This window comes from Chromobacterium sphagni (assembly GCF_001855575.1).
GTDB classification, from domain to species: domain Bacteria; phylum Pseudomonadota; class Gammaproteobacteria; order Burkholderiales; family Chromobacteriaceae; genus Chromobacterium; species Chromobacterium sphagni.
The window spans coordinates 2,659,779-2,679,127 of sequence record NZ_MKCS01000001.1; the positions used below are offsets into that span (position 1 = coordinate 2,659,779).

Consider the following 19,349-nt stretch of genomic DNA (forward strand, 5'->3'; position numbering starts at 1 on the left):
GATTGATTGTAAGTGGGAAATGCCAAACGAAAAAGCCGCAGCGTAGGCTGCGGCTTATCGTATATAGGCTGGCTCCCCGAGCAGGGCTCGAACCTGCGACCTGCGGATTAACAGTCCGTCGCTCTACCAACTGAGCTATCAGGGAACAAAACTTTGAAATCGGGCGGCGTGTGGCTCCCCGAGCAGGGCTCGAACCTGCGACCTGCGGATTAACAGTCCGTCGCTCTACCAACTGAGCTATCAGGGAACACGCGACTCAAAATTAGCCAAGATGAATTGGCTCCCCGAGCAGGGCTCGAACCTGCGACCTGCGGATTAACAGTCCGTCGCTCTACCAACTGAGCTATCAGGGAATTGAGTGAGGGCGAACTATATACTGGGCCAGGAAGGGATGTCAATGCTATGGGCGGTAAAAAATGGCGGTCCGGGGCGTGTTTTTTCAGGCTGTACGGTAGGTTGTTGTTATCGAATGGAATTTTCATTGTGGCGCATCGGACTCGCTAGGCGGCTGGCGATGGTGAGCTGGTTGGCGTTAAGATCGCGCATCGGAATAACAATCGGGAGTGGGGCATGGATGCATTCTGGAGTGAATGGCTGCGGCAAAAGGGCGTCGAGCGCGATGAGCATGGCGAGTTGCCGTTGGCGCTGCAACTGCGTCAGGTTGAGGCGCTGCAGCGGCAGTCGGTGGCGGCGCCCTTGGTGAACTTCGCCCTGATCCGGGTGGAAGGCGAAGATGCCGCCGTGTTTTTGCAGAATCAATTGTCCAGCGACATTCGCGACGTGGTCGAAAGTCGGGCACAGTACAGCACTTACTCCAGCGCGAAAGGCCGCATGCTGGCGAGTTTTCTGGTTTGGCAGTATCAAGGCGCTTATTACCTGATGGTGGCGGCCGATATTGCCGCCGCGATAAGCAAGCGTTTGAGCATGTTTGTGTTGCGGGCCAAGGTTAGGCTATCTCTGGCTGATGAATGGTCTTTGTTGGGAATGTCCGGCGCGCGGGCGGTTGCGCTATTGCAGAATCATTTCTCCGGAATTGCCGAGCTGGAGCAATTGCAAGTGTTGACTATTGATGGCGCGGCGCTGCTGGCGTTGCCAGGTGGAGGATATGTGTTGGCGTTGCGCGAGACTGGCGCCCTGGCGCGGGAAATTGCCGCGGACGAGCAGCTATGCCCGCTTGCGCCAGAAGCATGGGCGCTGCGCGATATCGAGGCGGGAATTGCCTGGGTGGTGCAAGAGACTCAAGAGCAGTTTGTTCCGCAAATGGCGAATATGGAATTGCTTGGCGCGGTAAACTTCAAGAAGGGATGCTATCCGGGTCAGGAAATCGTTGCTCGCAGCCAGTACTTGGGCAAGATGAAACGCAGGATGTTCAGGGTCGAGTTTGAAAAGCCGCTGGCTGTCGGCGCCAAGCTATATAGCCCGCAATTGCCGGATCAGGGAATTGGCATGCTGGCGGCGGTTTGCCGGGTGTCCGAAGATGGATATCGAGGCCTTGCTGTCGTGCAATCGCAGACTTGGGAGTCTGGAGTATTTGGCGATGAGGGTTACACTATTGCATTGACGGTCTTGGAATTGCCATACTCGATGGAGTCCGTAACCGAATAATGGGTAATGTGTTTTCTTTTTAATTCTTGACTTGTCCCAATTCCATTGGCTACATTACATCCTGTAATCGATAAACCAATAATCAAGGAACATGTTATGGATCTGTCCAAGCTGGAATTCACCGAACTGGTCGCGCTGAAAGCCGACGTTGAAAACGAAATCAAGCGCCGCGAAGTTGAAGAAAAGTCCAAAGCCAAGAAGCAGATTATCGAGCTGGCCCGCGCTTATGGCCTGAGCGTTGAAGATGTTTTGAGCAAGACTGTTGCCGTGCGTAAGCCAGTTGAAGCCAAGTATCGCCACCCGTCGAACAACGAACTGACCTGGACTGGCCGTGGCCGTAAACCGGCTTGGGTGCAGGCCTGGATTGACAGTGGCAAGTCCTTGGACAAGCTGGCTATCTGAACCTGGCCATCGGATTGTAAAAGGCGCCGTTTCGGCGCTTTTTTTTTGCTGAGTCGAGCGGCATGCGATAGCGTTTTACGCTTGCTATAAATACTAGTAGCATTGCTCTGGTTGGCAGTGCTCTGACGCTGCACCTGGTTTTGAACGAGACTGGACAAGCGCATGCTGGATTTCTTTTCAAGGGGGTCCAAGGGCAAGCCGGATCCCTTGACCAATGCGGTGACCGCCAAGGCTTATGCGGATGCATTGCGCCTGGAGTATGGCGCTGGCGCCCACGACAAGGTGGCGGAGTTGCTGGGCGGCTTGAATTCACCTTCGCTGGAGATGTCGGCGGATCTGCTGGATGCGGTGCTGACGCTCAATCTGGAGACGCAGGCGCTGCACGACACCCTGTGCGTTCAGTATTTGATGAACACCCGGATGCCGAAAGTCCTGGAAAGCCAACTGCGCGGACAAATCCTCAATTATGGCAAGCAGTTTACCGATTTCTATCAATATGCCTTGCCGGTAGCGGCGGACCACCCCAACGGTTTGAAAATACACGATCGCCTGCCTTTAGTGCTGGCGCGCATGATGTATTACCTGACGGAATACGCCAGATGGCAATACATAAGAAACTTTCAACCGGATGAAGTATTCTGGATGAATGTAAACCAGCTGTATCGCTTTGCCGAACAGCGCGGTTTCGACTCTCAGCCGGTATTCCTGTTTGGCGAAAAATCTGCCGCCACCACTGTGCAGGATCTGTATTTGGTCATGCAAATGCTGTCGGTGCTGTGCAACGGCAATCTGAGCGTCAGGCAGATCAATTTTTCCTACGAGTTGCTGACGTTGCTCAGCAATCGAATGACCTTGACCAAGGCCTATGTTGAGGAGTCCAGTTTTGCCGTGACGCTGACCGATCCCAAGCCCGCCGCCCGGGTGCATGGGGCGGGAGCCAGCGAGTGGGTCCGCTACTGGAGCACGGTCGAGGCGGTGGAGATCCTGCATGGCTGGGCGATCGTGATGGAAGGCGGGCGCATTCCGCAGGAGCTGAAGCGCCTGGTGGAGCCGGGCATCGATGCCGGGCTGCTGCGGGTGTTGACGCGGGAGTGGGCCGCCAAGCCGGTGGTGTTCGAGCGGGCGGAGCGGGTGGCGGTCAGCAATCGCCATGTCGAAGTTGCGCACCGCCTGACGGTATTGCATAAGCTGATCCGCAAGCCGGACGAGGAGTCGATGCAGCAGCATCGCGGCGTCGACAATGACAGCTATGACGATGCGGCCAATATCCGCATCTACGGCTTTGTCACCAGCCGCAAGCGCGAAAAGTCGTTGTCGCCGCTGCCGGCGGGGGCATTGTCGCTGTCTGGCGAAACGGCTGAGGCCGCCGTACAGCAGGAATTCCAGAAATGGGCGCTGGAGAACATCAGCCAGACCGGACTGGGCGTATCGCTGGATGTGATGGGGAACGAATGGGTGAGCCTGGGCGGCTTGATCGGTTTTCACGAGGCTGGCGGCGAATCCTGGAATCTCGGCATTATACGGCGCGTCAAACGCACCAACCGGGAGAGCATCTATCTGGGGATAGAAACGCTGAGCACCCGTCCGCTGGCGGCGTCGCTGCGGCCTACGGACGCCAGGCTGATCGATCCCACTCTGCCGCCGGATCAGGTGTGGCTGGCCGGCCATATCAGCCTGTTCATGCCCTATCGCCGCAATGGCAAGCTGATCAACGCGCTGATTCTGCCATTGTCGCTGTACATGCTGGGCAAGCAGTTCTACATGACCGCCCGCGGCAAGCATTTCCAGATTGCGCTGGGCAAGGTGATGGAGAAGGGCAGCGACTGGTGCATGGTGGAGGTCGAGCTGGTCAAGACCCTGGACAAGCTGCCGGTTGTGCTGTGACTGGTAAGGCCGCATGAAAAAAGCCGACCACGTGGTCGGCTTTTTTATTGGACATCGCGGCTTATTCGCCAGCAAGGTCGTCCAGGATGGCGTAGATCGGCGACAGGGCGGCTTCGCCCAGGCGCAGGCTGCGCTGGCCGCTCCAGCCGAAGTCGTCGTCCGGCAGATTGTTGTTGTCCTTGAACGGCATTTCCAGCGTGAAGGCCAGACAGCCGAACTGCTGGCAGACCCAATTGGTGGCGATGCCCATATTGGCCTTGCCCGCCTCGTTGCGCGGATAGCCGTGCTCGGTCTGGAAGTCCGGGCTGGCCAGCAACAGGTGGTGGCGGAAGCTGTCGGCCAGCTTCTCTAGCCGCTGGTTCCACGACGGCACGCCTTCGGTGCCGGCCAGGAAGACATAGGGAATGTTTTCGTCGCCGTGGATGTCCAGAAACAGGTCCACGCCGGTTTCCAGCATCTTTTCGCGCACCAGCAGCACTTCAGGGCTGCGTTCCAGGCTGGGTTCCGACCATTCGCGGTTGAGATTGGCGCCGGCGGCGTTGGTGCGCAGATTGCCCAGCACCGAGCCGTCCGGGTTCATATTGGGCACCACGTAGAAGGTGGCGCGGTCCAGCAGCGCGCGGCTGGTCGGGTCTTGCGGGTCCAGCAGACGGTTGAGGAAGCCTTCGACAAACCATTCGGCCATGGTTTCGCCCGGATGCTGGCGGGCGGTGATCCAGATCTTCAGATCGGATTCCACTTCATGGCCGATGGTCAGCAGGTTGATGTCGCGCTGCTGCACGGTGAAGCCCAGATCGGTGACCTGGCACAAGCCGGAGCCCTGTGCCTGACCGATCAGATTCAGGTGCTGCTCGTAGGAGTAGGGCTCGAAGTAGGCGTAATAGATGCTGTTGGAGAGCGGGACGTGCTCTATCGTCATCACGCCGTCTTCAAAGCGGGTGGGTACGCGGAACCAGTTGATGCGGTCGTAGGAGGCCATCGCCTGGTAATCGACCCAGCCCTGCGGATAGGCGCATTCCGCGGCGTTGAGGAAGCGGAAGTTGCAGTGCTGGTAGGCAGCGCCCTGGGCGCGGAAGTAGAACCATTGCGCGAACTCTGCTGCGTTGTCGCGGCGGATGCGCAGTTGGATGTCCTCCGCCGAGACGGCGGAGACGATTTCGATGCTGCCGGCGTCGAAGTTGCTGCTGATTTTCATGCGTGGAACCCGTAGTGCTTGCTGAATCTCTAGAACCCGGATTGTAAACCTGTCGCGGGGGCTATGCATCCTTTAAAGCAGAAACCCCGCCGATGAGAGGGCGGGGCATGGGCGGAAGCGGACGATGCCTTAAACGGTGGCGCCGCGCTTGGCCGAGTTTTTCACCGCGTCGGCGGTGGCGCTGGTGGCGGCCTTGACGCTGCTGTCGGTGAATTCTGCAACCTGCTGGGCGGCCTTGCTGAAGGTGTTGACCGCGGCGGCGGCGGCGGCGAACGAGGTCTTGACCGCGTTCAAGGTGGCATCGGAGCCGGCCGGGGCGTTCTTGGCCGCCGATTCGATGGAGCTGATCAGCGATTTGTTGAACTGGCCGACGCTTTCTTCCACCAGCCTGCTCAACTCGCTTTGCGCGCCGGAAACCACTTCGTACAGATTGCGGGAGTGGTTGACGGCCTTGTCGATCGATTGAGTGGCCAGCTTGTTCAGGTGGTTGATCGCTTCCTGGGCATCCTTGAACTCGGTCAACTGCTTGGCTGCCGTGGTGTGGTCTTCCAGGGATTGCTTGGATGCGTCCAGTTGCAGTTTGACCAAGCGCTCGGTGCTGTCCAGCGCGATTTGCGCGAAACGGAGCGAGGATTCGAAACCGGTCAGGGAAAGTTTGTTCAGCTGTTCATTGTTGAAGGACATGGTGTAAAACCTCCATTGCGTGGAAAATGGGGCCAACGATATTCCGTAAAGGTAATTGTGCGCCGCACAATGACGTGGAAATGTAGCATGACGCGTCAGGGGGTGGTAGAAGATTTACTCTAGTTTGTTGTATTTATGTTAGATTGCCAGCGCACAACGCCACGACAATAACCAGGAGCGTTAAATGAGTGTTGAGAAACGGGTCATCAAGAAGTACCCGAACCGCCGTCTGTACGATACCGCCACCAGTTCCTACATCACGCTGGGAGACGTCAAGCAGCTGGTATTGGACAATGTCGACATCCAGGTCCAAGACGCCAAGACCCAGGAAGACATCACCCGCGGCGTGCTGCTGCAGATCATCCTGGAAGAGGAAAACGGCGGCATGCCGATGTTCAGCTATGAAGTCCTGACCCAGTTCATCCGCTATTACGGCCAGGCGATGCAAGGCATGATGGGGCCCTTCCTGGAGAAAAATCTGCAGCTTTTCTCGCAGTTGCAGCAAAAAATGCAGGAACAGACCCGAGCGATGTATGGCGACAACGCCATGCTCAATACCACCTTGTGGGGCGAGTTCATGAATCTGCAGGGGCCGGCGATCCAGAACATGATGGCCAACTATATGGAGCAGAGCACCGGCATGTTCCTGGAAATGCAGAACCGCATGCAGGAGCAGACCAAGCAGCTGTTCGGCGGTTTCGGCTTTCCCGGTTATCCGGGCAGCGAAACCAAGGACAAGGAATAAATGATGGCGCGGCATGCCTGGCATGCCTGAGCGACGGATACCAAGGGCCGGAGGCGAACACGCTTCCGGCCTTGTTGTTTGCGATGGGTGAGTCGGCATGGTAATGAGGGGCTGGAAATGAGGGATGAGCAAAGCGGCGGCGGGCGCTTGCAGCTTGCGCAGCGCTTGCATCTGGAGGGAAGGGCTGCGGAGGCCGAACACGCTTACCGCGAGTTGCTGGATGACGGCATGGCCGGCACCGCCGCCCGCCACTGGCTGGGCTTTCTGCTGCAGCAGCAAGACAGGCTGGAGGAGGCGCAACTATTGCTGGCATCGGCTATCGCACAGGATGCCTCCCATCCCGAATGGCATTTCAATCTGGGCATGGCCCATGCGCGGCTGGGGCAAGCCGCAGCGGCCATTTCGGCCATGCAGACGGCGGCAGAGCTGGATCCCGGCCAGTATTTCTATTGGACCAATCTGGGAGCGCAACTGGCGCAGGACGGGCAGGCCGTCCGCGCGGAGGCGGCCTACCGCCAAGCGGCGGCGCTGAACCCGGCCTGTGCCGATGCCTTCTACCTGCTCGCCACGCTGTTGCTGGGCCAGCAGCGTTATCCGGAAGCGCGGCAGTGCAATGCGCAAGGGGTGCTGACCGAGCCGGCTGGCAGAATGTCGCTGATCGCGGTCGGCCAGGCCTTGTGCGATCTAGGCCGTCACGGCGAGGCACAAGCCTTGGCGCAGAGCTGGCTGGAGCGGGAGCCGTCCAATCCTGTGGCGGCCCACCTGCTGATCGCTTTCGGCAAAGGCGAAGCGCCGACGGTCTGCAGCCGCGACTACGTGGCCTACACTTTCGATGCCGCCGCTCCTGCATTCGACCTCGCCTTGCAGCGCTTGCGCTACCGCGGTCCGCAGCTGGTGGCGGACTGGCTGATGGCGGAGGGCTGCCAGCCGGCATCGCTGGAGGCGCTGGACCTTGGTTGCGGCACCGGGCTGGTGGGCAGCGTGCTGGCGCCTTATGCCCGGACGCTCACCGGGGTGGATCTGAGCGAAGGCATGCTGAGGCAGGCTGACGGCAAGCGGCTTTACCAGCAGCTGCACCATGCCGATATATGCGACTTTCTGGCTAGCGGCGCGGCCAGTTATCAGTTGATCTGCTGCATGGACACGCTGATCTATCTGGGCGATATGCGGCGCTTTTTCGCGCTGGCGGCGGCCCGTCTGGGGCCGGACGGCGCGCTGCTGTTCAGCACCGAGAGGCTGGATGAGGGTTCTGGATACCTGCTGGGGCGCAGCGGCCGTTATCGGCATCATCCGGATTACATCCGCGCCGAGCTGTGGGCGGCGGGGCTGCGGATACGACAGTTTGCCGAAGTCAAGATCCGGGAGGAGGCCGGCTGTCCGATTGCCGGCCACTTCGTCTGCGCCGCGCATGCCGAGCGATGACTTTGCCGCCGGATGATTGTGGCGCCGCTATGTTTGTAATTGTTAATGTGATAATTAAGGCTTTATTTTGCAAAATATATATCGAATTGGCGAGTGATCAGTCTGATCCGCTCGCCTTGCGCCATGGTGCAAGGAGGCCCGGCCGTGAAGCTGAAAACCGTGATTCCCGTCTTGTTGTTGAGTTTGGCGCCATTGGCGCAAGCCGCCGGCAAGACGCCAGGCAGCTATACCCATTATCGCTTTCCGGCCGGAGTAAAAGCGCTGGACGCGGTTGATTTCACGACCACCGTCAACCACGATCCCGGTGACTCCGCCAACGTCTACTGGGCCAACCAGTTCGATCTGGTGGGCACTTCCGGCGCCTATGCCGGAATGCAGAGCAATGGCGGCCGCCAGCGCACTTTCCTGTTTTCCGCCTGGGACACCACCGATGCCAGACCAGGCTCGCCCGGCAGTTATTGCACCAGCTTCTCCGGAGAGGGCGAGGGACGCAGCTGCCGCATTCATGTCGACTGGACGCATGGCCACGCTTATCAGTTTCATGTCGCTTACGAGGGCGGCGGCTGGCTGGGGGTGACCGTCAACGATCTGACCAGCAAGACCTCGTTCAAGTTGGGCAGCATCAAAACGGCCTCCAAGCGGATTTCGCCGAACAATATGGTGAACTGGACCGAGTATTTCGAGTGGAACAACAGCCGCTCCACCTGTCTGGGCCAGCCATACAGCCAAGCGACTTTCGCGGCGCCGGCCGGTATGGTGGGCGGCAAGCCGCAACAGGCGGTTATCAACGGCAGCGAAACCAGCAAAGCCTGCCTGGGATTTTCTAATGTGACTGTCTCGGCGCGCGCCAGCGTGCAAGAAAACGGCATAGGCAACAGCGCGCGCGGCGCTCTAGCCAACCGCGGCTTGTGCCTGGAAGCCAGCAATGGCTTGCAAGACGGCTCGACGCCGCTGACTTCCGTCTGCAACGGCAGCGCCTTCCAATCATGGGTGTGGGCGCGCGACCAGTCGCTGCAGTTGCAGAATAACTACTGCCTGGAAGAGAACGGCAGCGGAGTCGAGGTTCGCACCTGCAGCGGCGCCTCCGGCTGGAATTTGGGCGGCGGCCAAATCCGCAGCCAGCAGTCGGGCCTGTGTCTGAGCGCGAATCGCCCCGGGCAGCGGCCCAGCCTGCTGCAATGCAGCGACGCGGCCAGCCAGGCCTGGTCGCAGCCGCCGCTTGGACCGGTATCGCCGCTTGCGGGGGGTAAGCGATAAGGGGGCGGCTGGCACGGTCCATGTGCCGTGCGGCTGTTGTTGGTTTTAAGATGCAAAAAACGGCGCATGGCGCGCCATTTTTCATTCTGCTCGGATTTTGACCGGACAACCCTTCCGTGAACAGGGTTGAGGGTATAATGGCCGCATTGTTTATGACGAAGCCATTTTAATTCCCATGCCCTATCCGACACAGACGATTGCCGGGATCGCTTCCTGCGACCTGCTGTGCTGCCCGCCGTCGCTGAGTTTGCGCGAGGCGGCCAGCCGCATGATGGCGGCGGGATGCAGTTCCATCCTGGTGCAAAATGACGATGGTTCGATCTGCGGCATCTGGACTGAGGCCGACGCGCTGTGGGCCTTGCCGGGGGCACTGGATCCACTGCAGCCGGTAGGCGCTGCGCTGGGCGCGCCGCCGGCCAGCCTGCCGCACGACATGCCGCTGGCGGAAGCGGTGGAGATTTTCCGCCGCCGCCAGCTGCGCCATGCGCTGGTGTCGCGGAATGGACAGCCGCTGGGCATGCTGACCCTGACCGACATCGTCCGCAATCAGGGGGTGGAGTCCTTCCTGATCGTCAAGCGCGTCAGCAGTTTGCCCGGCCCGCAGGCCGTTATCCTGCCGGTGGCGGCAAGTCCGGTCGAGGCGTTGCAATTGATGCGCGAGCAGGGGCTCACCGCGCTGGTGTTTGCCCTGCCGCAGGGCGGCTACGGCATTCTCACCCAGCGCGACGCGCTGCGCTGGCTGGCCGACGACAGCATGCCGGCCACGCTGGATGCAGGTTGCCGCCAGCCGTTGATCGGGGTGCCGGCACAAGCCAGCCTGCTGCAGGCGCGGCAGCTGATCCAGCAGCACAATATCCGCCACCTTGGCGTGTTCGGCGACGATGGCCGTTTGCTCCGGCTGCTCGGTTTCGACGACATCGTGCGGGGCATCGAGCATGAATACCAGCATGAGTTGGGCCAGGCGCTGCGTCAGCGCGACGAGGCCTTGCAGCAGTCGCGCCACAGCCTGCTGCTGGCGGACAAGGTGTTCGAATCGACGATGGAAGGCATCGTCATCACCGACCGCAATGGCTTGATCCAGTCGGTGAACCCTGCTTTTTCCCGCATCACCGGCTACAGCCGCGAGGAAGCGCTGGGGCAGACGCCGGCAATGCTCAAATCCGGCAAGCAGCCGCCGGAGTTCTACCAGCAATTGTGGCGCGGCCTGTTGCGCGACGGCCGCTGGCAGGGCGAGGTGGTGAACCGCCGCAAGGGCGGCCTGCTGTATACCGAGCACCTGAGCATCACCGCGATACGGGACGCCGATGGCGAATGCCTGCATTACGTGGCGGTGTTCTCCGACATCACCCAGCGCAAGCAGGCTGAGGAAAGGCTGCATTTCCTCGCCAATCACGACGCGCTCACCAGCCTGCCCAACCGCACGCTGTTCCTGGAGAAGCTGCAGGGCGCGGTGGAGCGGGCGGCGGCCAAAGGTCATGGCCTAGCGTTGTTGTTCATCGATCTGGACCGCTTCAAGCTGGTCAACGACACGCTGGGCCACTACGCCGGCGACCAGCTGCTGGTTCGCATCGCCGGCCAGTTGCAGGCGCAACTGCAGCCCGCCGAAACGGTGGCGCGGCTGTCCGGCGACGAATTCACCGTGCTGCTGGAGGGCGTCGACGGGGTGGCGCAGGTGGCCGGCCGGGCGCAGGCCATTCTGGACGCCATTACCGAATTGTCCGGCGCGGCCGGCCAGCAGATGTTCGTTTCCGCCAGCATGGGCATCAGCCTGTTTCCCGATGACGGCCGCGAGGCCGATACCCTGCTGGTGCACGCCGACACCGCGATGTACCGCGCCAAGGAAAGCGGCAAGAACGGCTTTCAGTTCTATACCGCCGACATGAACGCCCGCGCGCTGGAAAGGCTGAAGCTGGAGTACAGCCTGCACCGCGCGCTGGCCCAGCAGGAACTGGAGTTGTGGTATCAGCCCAAGGTGGCGCTGGACAGCCGGCGCATCGTCGGCGCCGAGGCGCTGCTGCGCTGGCGCCATCCCGAGCTGGGCCTGGTGGCGCCGGACCGCTTCATTCCCATCGCGGAAGAAAGCGCCTTGATTGTGCAGATGGGAGCCTGGGTGCTGGAAACCGCCTGCGCCGACATCCGCCGCTGGCGCGATGCCGGGCTGGCGCCCGGCCGGGTGGCGGTGAACGTGTCCGGCCGCCAGCTCAAGTATGGCGATTTCGTGCGGCAATTGGAGCGGGTGCTGGCGGAGCACGGCCTGGACAGCGCGGCGCTGGAGCTGGAAATCACCGAGAGCGTGGCGATGGAGGAGGGCGGCGGCATGGTGGAGACGCTGCGCCGGCTGCAGCAGCTGGGCATGTACCTGTCCATCGATGACTTCGGCACCGGCTATTCGTCCTTGTCCTACCTGAAGCGGCTGCCGGTGCGCGGCCTGAAGATAGACCGTTCCTTCATCGCCGACCTGCACTGCGACAGCGACGACGCCGCCATCACCCGGGCCATCGTGTCGATTGCCCGCAGCCTCGGGCTGGACATTGTGGCCGAAGGGGTGGAGCGGGAGTCGCAGCGCCGCTTCCTGCTGGAGCAGGGCTGCGATTGCGCGCAGGGCTACCTGTTCCACAAGCCGCTGCCGAAGGCGGAGTTTGAAGCTTTGCTGGCGGCGCAAGGATGCAGGGAAGCGGAGGCATTGCCGGCGCAATGAAAAAACCGGCATCGCGGGATGCCGGTTTGTCTTGGGCCAGGCCTGGGCTCAGCCGCCTATCTTGGCCTTGCCGCCCATGTACGGGCGCAGCGCGGCCGGGATGGAGACGCTGCCGTCGGCGTTCTGGTAGTTTTCCAGCACCGCCACCAGGGTGCGGCCCACTGCCAGGCCGGAGCCGTTCAGGGTGTGCACCAGCTGGTTCTTGCCGTTCTCGTCCTTGTAGCGGGCCTTCATGCGGCGCGCCTGGAAATCGCCCATATTGGAGCAGGAGCTGATTTCGCGGTAGGTGTTCTGCGCCGGCAGCCACACTTCCAGGTCGTAGGTCTTGGCCGAGCCGAAACCCATGTCGCCGCTGCACAGCGTCACCACGCGGTAGGGCAGCTCCAGCGCCTTCAGGATGTTCTCGGCGTGGCCCACCATTTCTTCCAGCGCGGCGTACGAATGCTCCGGCTTCTCGATGCGCACCATCTCCACCTTGTCGAACTGGTGCTGGCGGATCATGCCGCGGGTGTCGCGGCCGTAGCTGCCGGCTTCGGAACGGAAGCAGGGCGAATGCGCGGTCAGCTTCAGCGGCAGCTCTTCCGCCTTCAGGATGGTGTCGGCTACGGTGTTGGTCAGCGTCACTTCCGAGGTGGAGATCAGGTATTGCGGCGCGGCCGATTCGTCGCCGCCGCGGGTCACCTTGAACATGTCTTCGGCGAACTTGGGCAGCTGGCCGGTGCCCAGCAAGGCGCTGTCGTTGACGATGTAGGGGGTGTAGTGCTCGACGTAGCCGTGATCGCCGGTGTGGGTGTTCAGCATGAATTGCGCCAGCGCGCGGTGCAGGCGGGCGATGTCGCCCTTCAGCACGGTGAAGCGGGCGCCGGACAGCTTGGCGCCGGTGTCGAAGTCCAGGCCCAGCGGGGAGCCGATGTCGACGTGGTCTTTCACTTCGAAGTCGAACTGGCGCGGCACGCCGACGCGGCGAACTTCCACGTTCTGGCTTTCGTCCTTGCCGGCCGGCACCGATTCGTGCGGCAGGTTGGGGATGGTCATCAGCCAGCCGTCCAGCTGCTTCTGCACGGTCTCGAAGGCCTGTTCTGCCGCTTTCAGCTCGTCGCCCAGGGTGGCCACCTCCGCCATGATCGCGGAGACATCCTCGCCCTTGCCCTTGGCCACGCCGATCTGCTTGGAAGACGCGTTGCGCTTGGCCTGCAGTTCCTGCATGCGGGATTGCAGGGACTTGCGTTCGGATTCCAGCTGGTTGAAAGCCACGGTGTCCAGGGTGTAGCCGCGCGCTGCCAGGCGGGCGGCGACGGCGTCGATGTCGTTGCGAAGCAGAGTAATGTCGAGCATGGTTATTCCTGTTTTTTACTTGTCGGGATCTTGCTGGGCGTCAGCATCCAGCTGACGCAAAAAAGCCAGTTTATCCTGAATCTTGCTTTCCAGTCCGCGCGGCACCGGGCGATACCATTCGATGTCTTCCAGGCCTTCCGGGAGATAGGTTTCTCCAGCGGCGTAGCCGTGGGGTTCATCGTGCGCGTAGCGGTAAGCGTGCCCGTAGCCCAGTTCCTTCATCAGCCGGGTGGGGGCATTGCGCAAGTGTACCGGCACCGGGCGCGATTTGTCCTGTTTGACGAAGGCGCGGGCCTCATTATACGCCTTGTATCCGGCATTGCTCTTGGCGGCCACGGCCAGATAGATCACCGCCTGTCCCAGCGCAAGCTCGCCCTCGGGGCTGCCCAGGCGCTCGTAGGTGGCGGCGGCGTCGTTGGCGATCTGCATCGCGCGCGGATCGGCCAGGCCGATATCCTCCCAGGCCATGCGCACGATGCGGCGCGACAGGTAGCGTGGGTCGGCGCCGCCGTCCAGCATGCGGGTGAGCCAGTATAGCGCCGCGTCCGGGTTGGAGCCGCGCACCGATTTGTGCAGCGCGGAGATCTGGTCGTAGAAAGCGTCGCCGCCCTTGTCGAAGCGGCGCGCGTTCAGCGTCAGCACTTCTTCCAGGAAGACGGCGTCTATCTTTTCCACCTTGCGCGCCAGCGCCGCGGTGCGGGTCTGCTCCAGCAGGTTGAGGAAGCGGCGCGCGTCGCCGTCGGCGTAGCCGGTGAGGGTGGCCACCGCCGGAGCGTCGAACTCCAGGCCATCCAGCGCGTGTTCGGCCTGCGCGCGCGCCAGCAATTGCTTCAGCTCGTCTTCGGTCAGGCTGTTCAGCACATAGACTTGGGCGCGCGACAGCAGCGCCGAGTTCACTTCGAACGACGGGTTCTCGGTGGTGGCGCCGATGAAGGTGACCAGTCCGGATTCGACGAAGGGCAGAAAGGCGTCCTGCTGGCTCTTGTTGAAGCGGTGAACCTCGTCGACGAACAGTATGGTGTGACGGCCGTCACGCTGCAGCACCGCGTGCGCGCGCTCCACCGCCTCGCGGATGTCCTTCACTCCGGCGAAGACGGCGGAAAGGGGGATGAACTCGGCGTCGAAGCTGGCAGCCAGGATGCGCGCCAGCGTGGTCTTGCCCACGCCCGGCGGCCCCCACAATATCATCGAGTGCGGCTTGCCGGCTTCCACCGCCAGGCTCAGCGGCTTGCCGGGGCCTATCAGGTGCTGCTGGCCGATGACGTCGGCCAGCCGAGCCGGGCGCAGCGCTTCGGCGAGCGGCTTGTTGGGTTCGGTGGCGAAGAGGTCGGGCATGGCGTTAATCTGGCGGGACGGGGCAGGGCAAACAGTATACCAGCTGGCGGCGGGCATGAAAAAAGCGCCCTGGTAGGGCGCTTTTTCGCACTGCTGGAAACAGAAGGGGCTTAGGCGCGCTTCTTGAATTCGTTGGTGCGGGTGTCGATTTCGATCTTTTCGCCGGTGGTGACGAAGGCCGGAACTTGTACTTCGAAGGTGGTGCCTACCAGGCGGGCCGGCTTCAGTACCTTGCCCGAGGTGTCGCCGCGCACGGCCGGCTCGGTGTATTCCACTTCGCGGATCACGGTGGTCGGCAGTTCCACGGAGATGGCCTTGCCATCGTAGAAGGTTACCTGGCAAACGTCGTCCATGCCGTCAACGATGTAGTTGAGGGTGTCGCCCAGGTTGTCGGCTTCCACTTCGTACTGGTTGAACTCGGCGTCCATGAACACGTACATCGGGTCGGCGAAGTAGGAGTAGGTGCAGTCCTTGCGGTCCAGCACCACTACGTCGAACTTGTCGTCCGCGCGGTATACGGTTTCGCTGCCGGTGCCGGTCAGCAGGTTTTTCATCTTCATCTTGACGACGGAGGCGTTGCGGCCGGATTTGCTGAATTCAGCTTTTTGCACGACCATCGGGTCGTTACCGACCATGAATACGTTGCCAGCGCGCAGTTCTTGTGCGGTTTTCATGCTTGTCTAATCCCAAACTCTTGATGGAAGCCGGGAAAGATTCCCGACAAAACGCGGTATTCTAGCCGATATCGCCGATAAAGTGCAGCAGTCTAGCGACCAGATCGCCTGGTTGCAGCAGCGCCTGTTGCCAGTTTGATGCATGTCGGCGCCAGGCCGGCAGCCAGGGCGCGGCGTCCCTCCAGGCTGCGGCGATGTCGCCATGCCAGTTCCAGCACAGATTGAGCGCGCGCGCCGCGGCGGCCGCTTCGGGCGGCAGATCCCGGCAGTACAGGTCCAGGAAAGCCCGCAGTTTGGCGAGATGGGCCTGGTCGTCCTGCGGGTAGATGTGCCACGCCATCGGCCGCGCCGCCCATTGCGCGCGCACCAGGCTGTCCTCGCCGCGCACGAAGTTGAAATCGCAGCCCCACAGCAGGCGGTCGTAGTCGTCCTGGCCGCTTAAGGGCAGGATGTGGACGGCCAGTCGGCCCAGGCTGGCATGGTCGCCGGCCACGAGCGTCCGGCCAAACACCTTCTCCACATCGGCCAGCACCTTGCCGGCCGGCACCAGGCAGCGCACGGCCTGCGGGCCATCGGCCCAGGCTTGCAGCAGCGCGGCCGCGCTCGGGTTTTCATAGGCGAACAGGCTGACGCGCAGTTCGCCCTCGGCCGGCGGCGGCAGGCCGCGGCTGCGCCAGTAGGCCAGCTGCTGCGCCTCGTCCGCCTGCCACGCCTGGCGCGCGGCGATCAGGCCGTCTTCGCAGATCAGCCCGCCGCTATGTTCGTCAAAGCCGGGGAAGAAGAAATGCTTGGTCAGCGGCAGCCTGGGGTGGGGCGAGGGCAGCAGGTGGCAGCCGCGCGTCCAATCCTCAGCCGACAGGTACTCCAGGTTGATCCATGCCGGTTGCGCCGGCAGGGCGGCCATCGCGGCTTCAAAGCTGTCCGGCAGCCGGCAGCCGAAGGCCTCCACCACCGCCTCGCCAGGAATCGCGTCGGCGGGGAAGTCCTGCTGCGGCCAGTGGCGGATGTCTATGCCGGCCAGCCGCTGCCGCTCCAGGGCCGGGTCCAGCCCCGGCGCGATGCGCGCGAAGCTGGAAAGATCGTCCACCCATAGCCGCACTTCCAGGCCGTGGTCGCGCGCCAGCCGGCGCGCCAGGCGCCAGGCGACGCCGATGTCGCCGTAGTTGTCGATGACGGTACAGAAGATATCCCAGCTGCGAGGTGGCATGAGGCAAGATGATAGTTGGCAAACGCCGGCAGCTTACCATGGAAGCGGCGCGCTGCGAGCTTTGGCCGGCGGGCCTTATAATCCAGCCATGCCGCGTCTATTCGCCCTGTTTTTGATCGCCCTGAGCCTGCCCGCCCGCGCCGACGTCGCCGCGCTGCAGGCCTCGCTGCGCGAGGCCCACCCCCAGGCCGAGACGGCGGTGGCCGCCTTGCAGCAGCTGGACGCCGCGCTGCTGCGGCCCGATTCGCTGTACCCGGCGCTGGACCAGTTTCCGCTGTCCGAACTGCAGGCCTTGTACCGCCAGCGCGGCCAGTGCCGCCAGCCCTGGCCGGCGCTGCCGGCCGAGCTGCTGCGTTTCGAGCGCGCGCTGTGCGGCGGCCAGGCGCTGCCGACCCGCTGGTTCGCCTCCCACCTGATCCATCCGCTGGGCGGCAGCTATGCCTGGCACTATCTGCAGCGCCATCCCGAAGCCGCATCCACGCTGCAGCCTTACCTGCACCTGCGCGAGCGGCCGGCGGCCTTCGCCGGCATCGGCCGATTGGGCGACGACAATCTGGCCGCGCTGCTGTCCGGCGAGCGCTGGCTGCTGGACGGCGGCGCGCTGTGGTGGCGCGACGGCTCAAACTGGCGGCGCTACGGAGCAGGGCAGTGGCGGCCGCTGGCGGAGGCGGCCGGACTGGAGCTGAGTCCGCAGGCTGACGGCGACGCCTGCCCGCAGCTGCTGGGGCGGGTATGCGCGCGGCCGCTGCCGCCATCGCCGTGGTGGTGGCGGGCGCTGGCGGGCTTCTCGCTGCTGGCTGCGGCGGGGGTGCTGGCATACGGCTGGCGGCAGCGCCGCCGCCTGGAGCGCGAGCGGCGCTTCGTGCTGCAGATGCTTACCCATGAGCTGCGCACCCCGATCGCCGGACTGGGCAATGTGGTGGAGGAGTTCCGCTCCGGCTTCGACCGGCTGCCGGAGGATGCCCGGCAGGGCTTCGGCCGCCTGGCCGACGGCGTGCTGAGGCTGCGCCAGCTGGCAGATGCCAGCCGCCACTACCTGGCGGCGGACCGCCGGCTGGGGGCGCCGCAGCCGCTGCCCTTGGTCGAGTGGCTGGACAGCGTCGCGGAACGCCATGGCGCGACGTACTGTCTGGATCAGGATAGAAATCTGAATCTGCCCGCTTATTGGCTGGGGCTGTGTCTGGACAATCTGCTGCGCAACGCGCGCCAGCACGGCCGGCCGCCGGTGCGGGTGACGGCTGTCTGGCGCTCCCGCCGCTTGCGGCTGCAAGTCAGCGACGGCGGCGCGCTGCCGCGCTACCGTTTGTCGCTGTTGCGGCGCGAGCTGGGACTGGGGGCCGGCATGGGGCTGGGGCTGGCCATCGTGCGGCGGGTGATGAAACGCCTGGGCGGCCGGCTGGCGCTGGAAGGGCCGCCGACGACATTCGTGCTGGAGTTGCCGTGTGACGATATTGCTGATTGAAGACGATGCCGAGCTGGGCGCTGGCCTGCGCCAATTCTTGCTGCAGCAGGGTTATGCCTGCGTGTGGTTGCGGAATGGCGGCGAAGTGGCCGCCCATTGGCGGCAGGCCGAGCTGGCGATACTGGACCGCCAGCTGCCGGACGGCGACGCGCTGCGCCTGCTGCCGCAATGGCTGGCATTGAAGGCGCTGCCGGTGATCGTGCTGACCGCCAGGGTGGAGCTGCAGGACCGGGTGGCCGGCCTGGAGGCGGGCGCGCGCGACTACCTGACCAAGCCCTTCGCCCATGTGGAGTTGCTGGCGCGGGTGCGCGCCCAGTTGCGGCCGCTGGGCGAGGGGCAGCTGGCCTGCGGCGGCCTGCAGTTGTGGCCGGCGCGGCAGGCGGTGGCTTGGCGCGGAGGCGAAGTGGCGCTCACCCGCACCGAATTCGACCTGCTGGCTATGCTGGCGCGCATGCCCGGCCGGGTGTTCACCCGCGATGAGCTGCTGAACCAGGTGTGGGGCTACCAGCATTTTCCGTCCACCCGCACCGTCGACACCCATGTGCTGCAGCTCAGGCAGAAACTGCCGGACATACAGATAGAAACGGTGCGCGGCGTCGGCTACCGGCTGCGCGAGGGCGAGGCGTGAGGCCGGCCTGGTGGCTGGCGCTGGGCTGGGCGGCCCGGGCGGCGGCCGCGCCGGTGCTGCCGGCCACGCCGCTGGAGCCGGCCTATCACGCGCTTTTTTCCGGCGACCGCGCAGGCGCCTGGCGCCAGCTGGACGCGCTGGGGGCCGGGCTTTCCAGCGCCGCTCAGCGCCAGGCCTGGTTGCAGCTTCAGCGCGAACTGGTGTCCGGCCAGTGCGGCCGCGACATGCCGCTGGCGCCGCCGCCGTGGCTGGAAGAGCTGGAGCTGGACCTGATCCAGCGCGACATCCCGCTCAGCCGCATCTATAGCGTACGGCTGAGCGGCGCCAGCTCCCGGCGCGACCTGCAGTGGTCGCTGCGGCTACCGGACGGCCGCGTGCTGCTGGCCGGCAATGCGGCGCGCTACCAGGGCCGGCGCTTCGAGCTGGATAGCGATGAGCAGGCCGCCGCGCTGCCGCCCGGCGTGTACCGGCTGACCGTTCAAAGCGGCGGCCAGGCGTGGCGGCAGGACCTGTCGCTGTCGGGCGCGGCCGCGCTGGATTGGCTGCGGCGCGACGGCCGCCGGCTGGAGCCGCGCCCGCCGGCGCAGCCGTCCGCCTGCCCTCGGCCCTGGCTGGAGCAGGCGCTGCTGTCGCAGCCGGATTTCGAGCTAAAATGGTGGCGGCGGCGCGAGCTGGGCCAGCCGTTGAGTTGGCCGGCCGGCAAAGGCGGCCAGCCGCTATGGGCCAGCGTGTCCCTGTTGCGCGCCGAGTTCCGCGGCGCCGTCGCCGTCCGCCAGGTCCACCGCCTGGCCGCGCCATGGCGGCAGTTCTGACATT

Annotated in this window: 16 protein-coding genes and 3 tRNA genes; 10 read left to right on the top strand and 9 right to left on the bottom strand. The window is 63.5% G+C overall.

Annotation, left to right across the window (positions count from 1 at the left end; translation table 11 throughout):
* Positions 1–69: 69 nt before the first annotated feature.
* The 3 genes from BI347_RS12575 to BI347_RS12585 all read right to left on the bottom strand — a co-directional run bounded on the left by BI347_RS12575 (position 70) and on the right by BI347_RS12585 (position 353).
* Positions 70–145, bottom strand: a tRNA-Asn gene (locus BI347_RS12575).
* Positions 146–171: 26 nt separating this feature from the next.
* Positions 172–247, bottom strand: a tRNA-Asn gene (locus BI347_RS12580).
* A 30-nt stretch (positions 248–277) separates the two neighbouring features.
* A tRNA-Asn gene (locus BI347_RS12585) sits at positions 278–353 on the bottom strand.
* A 217-nt stretch (positions 354–570) separates the two neighbouring features.
* Here BI347_RS12585 and ygfZ point away from each other — a divergent pair.
* From ygfZ to BI347_RS12600, 3 genes are all read left to right on the top strand, one after another.
* A complete protein-coding gene (gene ygfZ, locus BI347_RS12590) occupies positions 571–1,605 on the top strand; it encodes a CAF17-like 4Fe-4S cluster assembly/insertion protein YgfZ (RefSeq protein WP_071115987.1) in 1,035 nt (344 codons plus the stop codon).
* Between the two features lie 96 nt (positions 1,606–1,701).
* Entirely contained in the window at positions 1,702–2,007 is a 306-nt protein-coding gene (locus BI347_RS12595) for an H-NS histone family protein (RefSeq protein WP_071114777.1), read from the top strand.
* A gap of 162 nt (positions 2,008–2,169) precedes the next feature.
* Positions 2,170–3,891: a hypothetical protein gene (locus tag BI347_RS12600; RefSeq protein WP_071115988.1), complete on the top strand. Its 1,722-nt coding sequence runs from the start codon at positions 2,170–2,172 to the stop codon at positions 3,889–3,891.
* 61 nt (positions 3,892–3,952) lie between these two features.
* On the opposite strand, the gene BI347_RS12605 is transcribed toward BI347_RS12600, so the two are convergent.
* On the bottom strand, positions 3,953–5,086 hold the full coding sequence (locus BI347_RS12605; RefSeq protein WP_071114779.1) for a M14 family metallopeptidase: 1,134 nt from the start codon (positions 5,084–5,086) through the stop codon (positions 3,953–3,955).
* Between the two features lie 129 nt (positions 5,087–5,215).
* Entirely contained in the window at positions 5,216–5,770 is a 555-nt protein-coding gene (locus tag BI347_RS24820; protein ID WP_071114780.1) for a phasin family protein, read from the bottom strand.
* A gap of 184 nt (positions 5,771–5,954) precedes the next feature.
* Here BI347_RS24820 and phaR point away from each other — a divergent pair, with 184 nt between their 5' ends.
* The 4 genes from phaR to BI347_RS12630 all read left to right on the top strand — a co-directional run bounded on the left by phaR (position 5,955) and on the right by BI347_RS12630 (position 11,892).
* Complete coding sequence (gene phaR, locus BI347_RS12615; protein ID WP_071114781.1) at positions 5,955–6,515, top strand: polyhydroxyalkanoate synthesis repressor PhaR; 561 nt, start codon at positions 5,955–5,957, stop codon at positions 6,513–6,515.
* Between the two features lie 117 nt (positions 6,516–6,632).
* Positions 6,633–7,937, top strand: a complete 1,305-nt coding sequence (locus tag BI347_RS12620) for a tetratricopeptide repeat protein (protein ID WP_071115989.1) — start codon at positions 6,633–6,635, stop codon at positions 7,935–7,937.
* Between the two features lie 144 nt (positions 7,938–8,081).
* Complete coding sequence (locus BI347_RS12625) at positions 8,082–9,194, top strand: DUF3472 domain-containing protein (RefSeq protein ID WP_158020782.1); 1,113 nt, start codon at positions 8,082–8,084, stop codon at positions 9,192–9,194.
* A gap of 175 nt (positions 9,195–9,369) precedes the next feature.
* Entirely contained in the window at positions 9,370–11,892 is a 2,523-nt protein-coding gene (locus BI347_RS12630; protein ID WP_071115991.1) for an EAL domain-containing protein, read from the top strand.
* Between the two features lie 48 nt (positions 11,893–11,940).
* On the opposite strand, the gene serS is transcribed toward BI347_RS12630, so the two are convergent.
* From serS to earP, 4 genes are all read right to left on the bottom strand, one after another.
* Complete coding sequence (gene serS / locus BI347_RS12635) at positions 11,941–13,227, bottom strand: serine--tRNA ligase (protein ID WP_071114785.1); 1,287 nt, start codon at positions 13,225–13,227, stop codon at positions 11,941–11,943.
* Between the two features lie 15 nt (positions 13,228–13,242).
* Positions 13,243–14,562: a replication-associated recombination protein A gene (locus BI347_RS12640; RefSeq protein WP_071114786.1), complete on the bottom strand. Its 1,320-nt coding sequence runs from the start codon at positions 14,560–14,562 to the stop codon at positions 13,243–13,245.
* 110 nt (positions 14,563–14,672) lie between these two features.
* The gene (gene efp, locus BI347_RS12645) at positions 14,673–15,236 is read right to left on the bottom strand and encodes an elongation factor P (protein ID WP_071114787.1); all 564 of its coding nucleotides are present in this window, start codon (positions 15,234–15,236) and stop codon (positions 14,673–14,675) included.
* Positions 15,237–15,297: 61 nt separating this feature from the next.
* Positions 15,298–16,443: an elongation factor P maturation arginine rhamnosyltransferase EarP gene (gene earP / locus BI347_RS12650; protein ID WP_071115992.1), complete on the bottom strand. Its 1,146-nt coding sequence runs from the start codon at positions 16,441–16,443 to the stop codon at positions 15,298–15,300.
* 88 nt (positions 16,444–16,531) lie between these two features.
* Between earP and BI347_RS12655 the strand changes: the two genes are divergently transcribed.
* The 3 genes from BI347_RS12655 to BI347_RS12665 are packed head-to-tail and all read left to right on the top strand — an operon-like array spanning position 16,532 to position 19,345.
* Positions 16,532–17,905: an ATP-binding protein gene (locus tag BI347_RS12655; protein ID WP_071115993.1), complete on the top strand. Its 1,374-nt coding sequence runs from the start codon at positions 16,532–16,534 to the stop codon at positions 17,903–17,905.
* Positions 17,886–18,533, top strand: a complete 648-nt coding sequence (locus tag BI347_RS12660) for a response regulator transcription factor (RefSeq protein WP_071114790.1) — start codon at positions 17,886–17,888, stop codon at positions 18,531–18,533. Before BI347_RS12655 ends, BI347_RS12660 begins: the two co-directional genes overlap by 20 nt.
* Positions 18,530–19,345 (top strand): DUF2861 family protein, encoded by an 816-nt coding sequence (locus BI347_RS12665; protein ID WP_083338854.1) that lies wholly within the window; start codon positions 18,530–18,532, stop codon positions 19,343–19,345. The genes BI347_RS12660 and BI347_RS12665 overlap by 4 nt, the downstream gene beginning before the upstream one ends.
* The last annotated feature ends 4 nt before the right edge of the window (positions 19,346–19,349 follow it).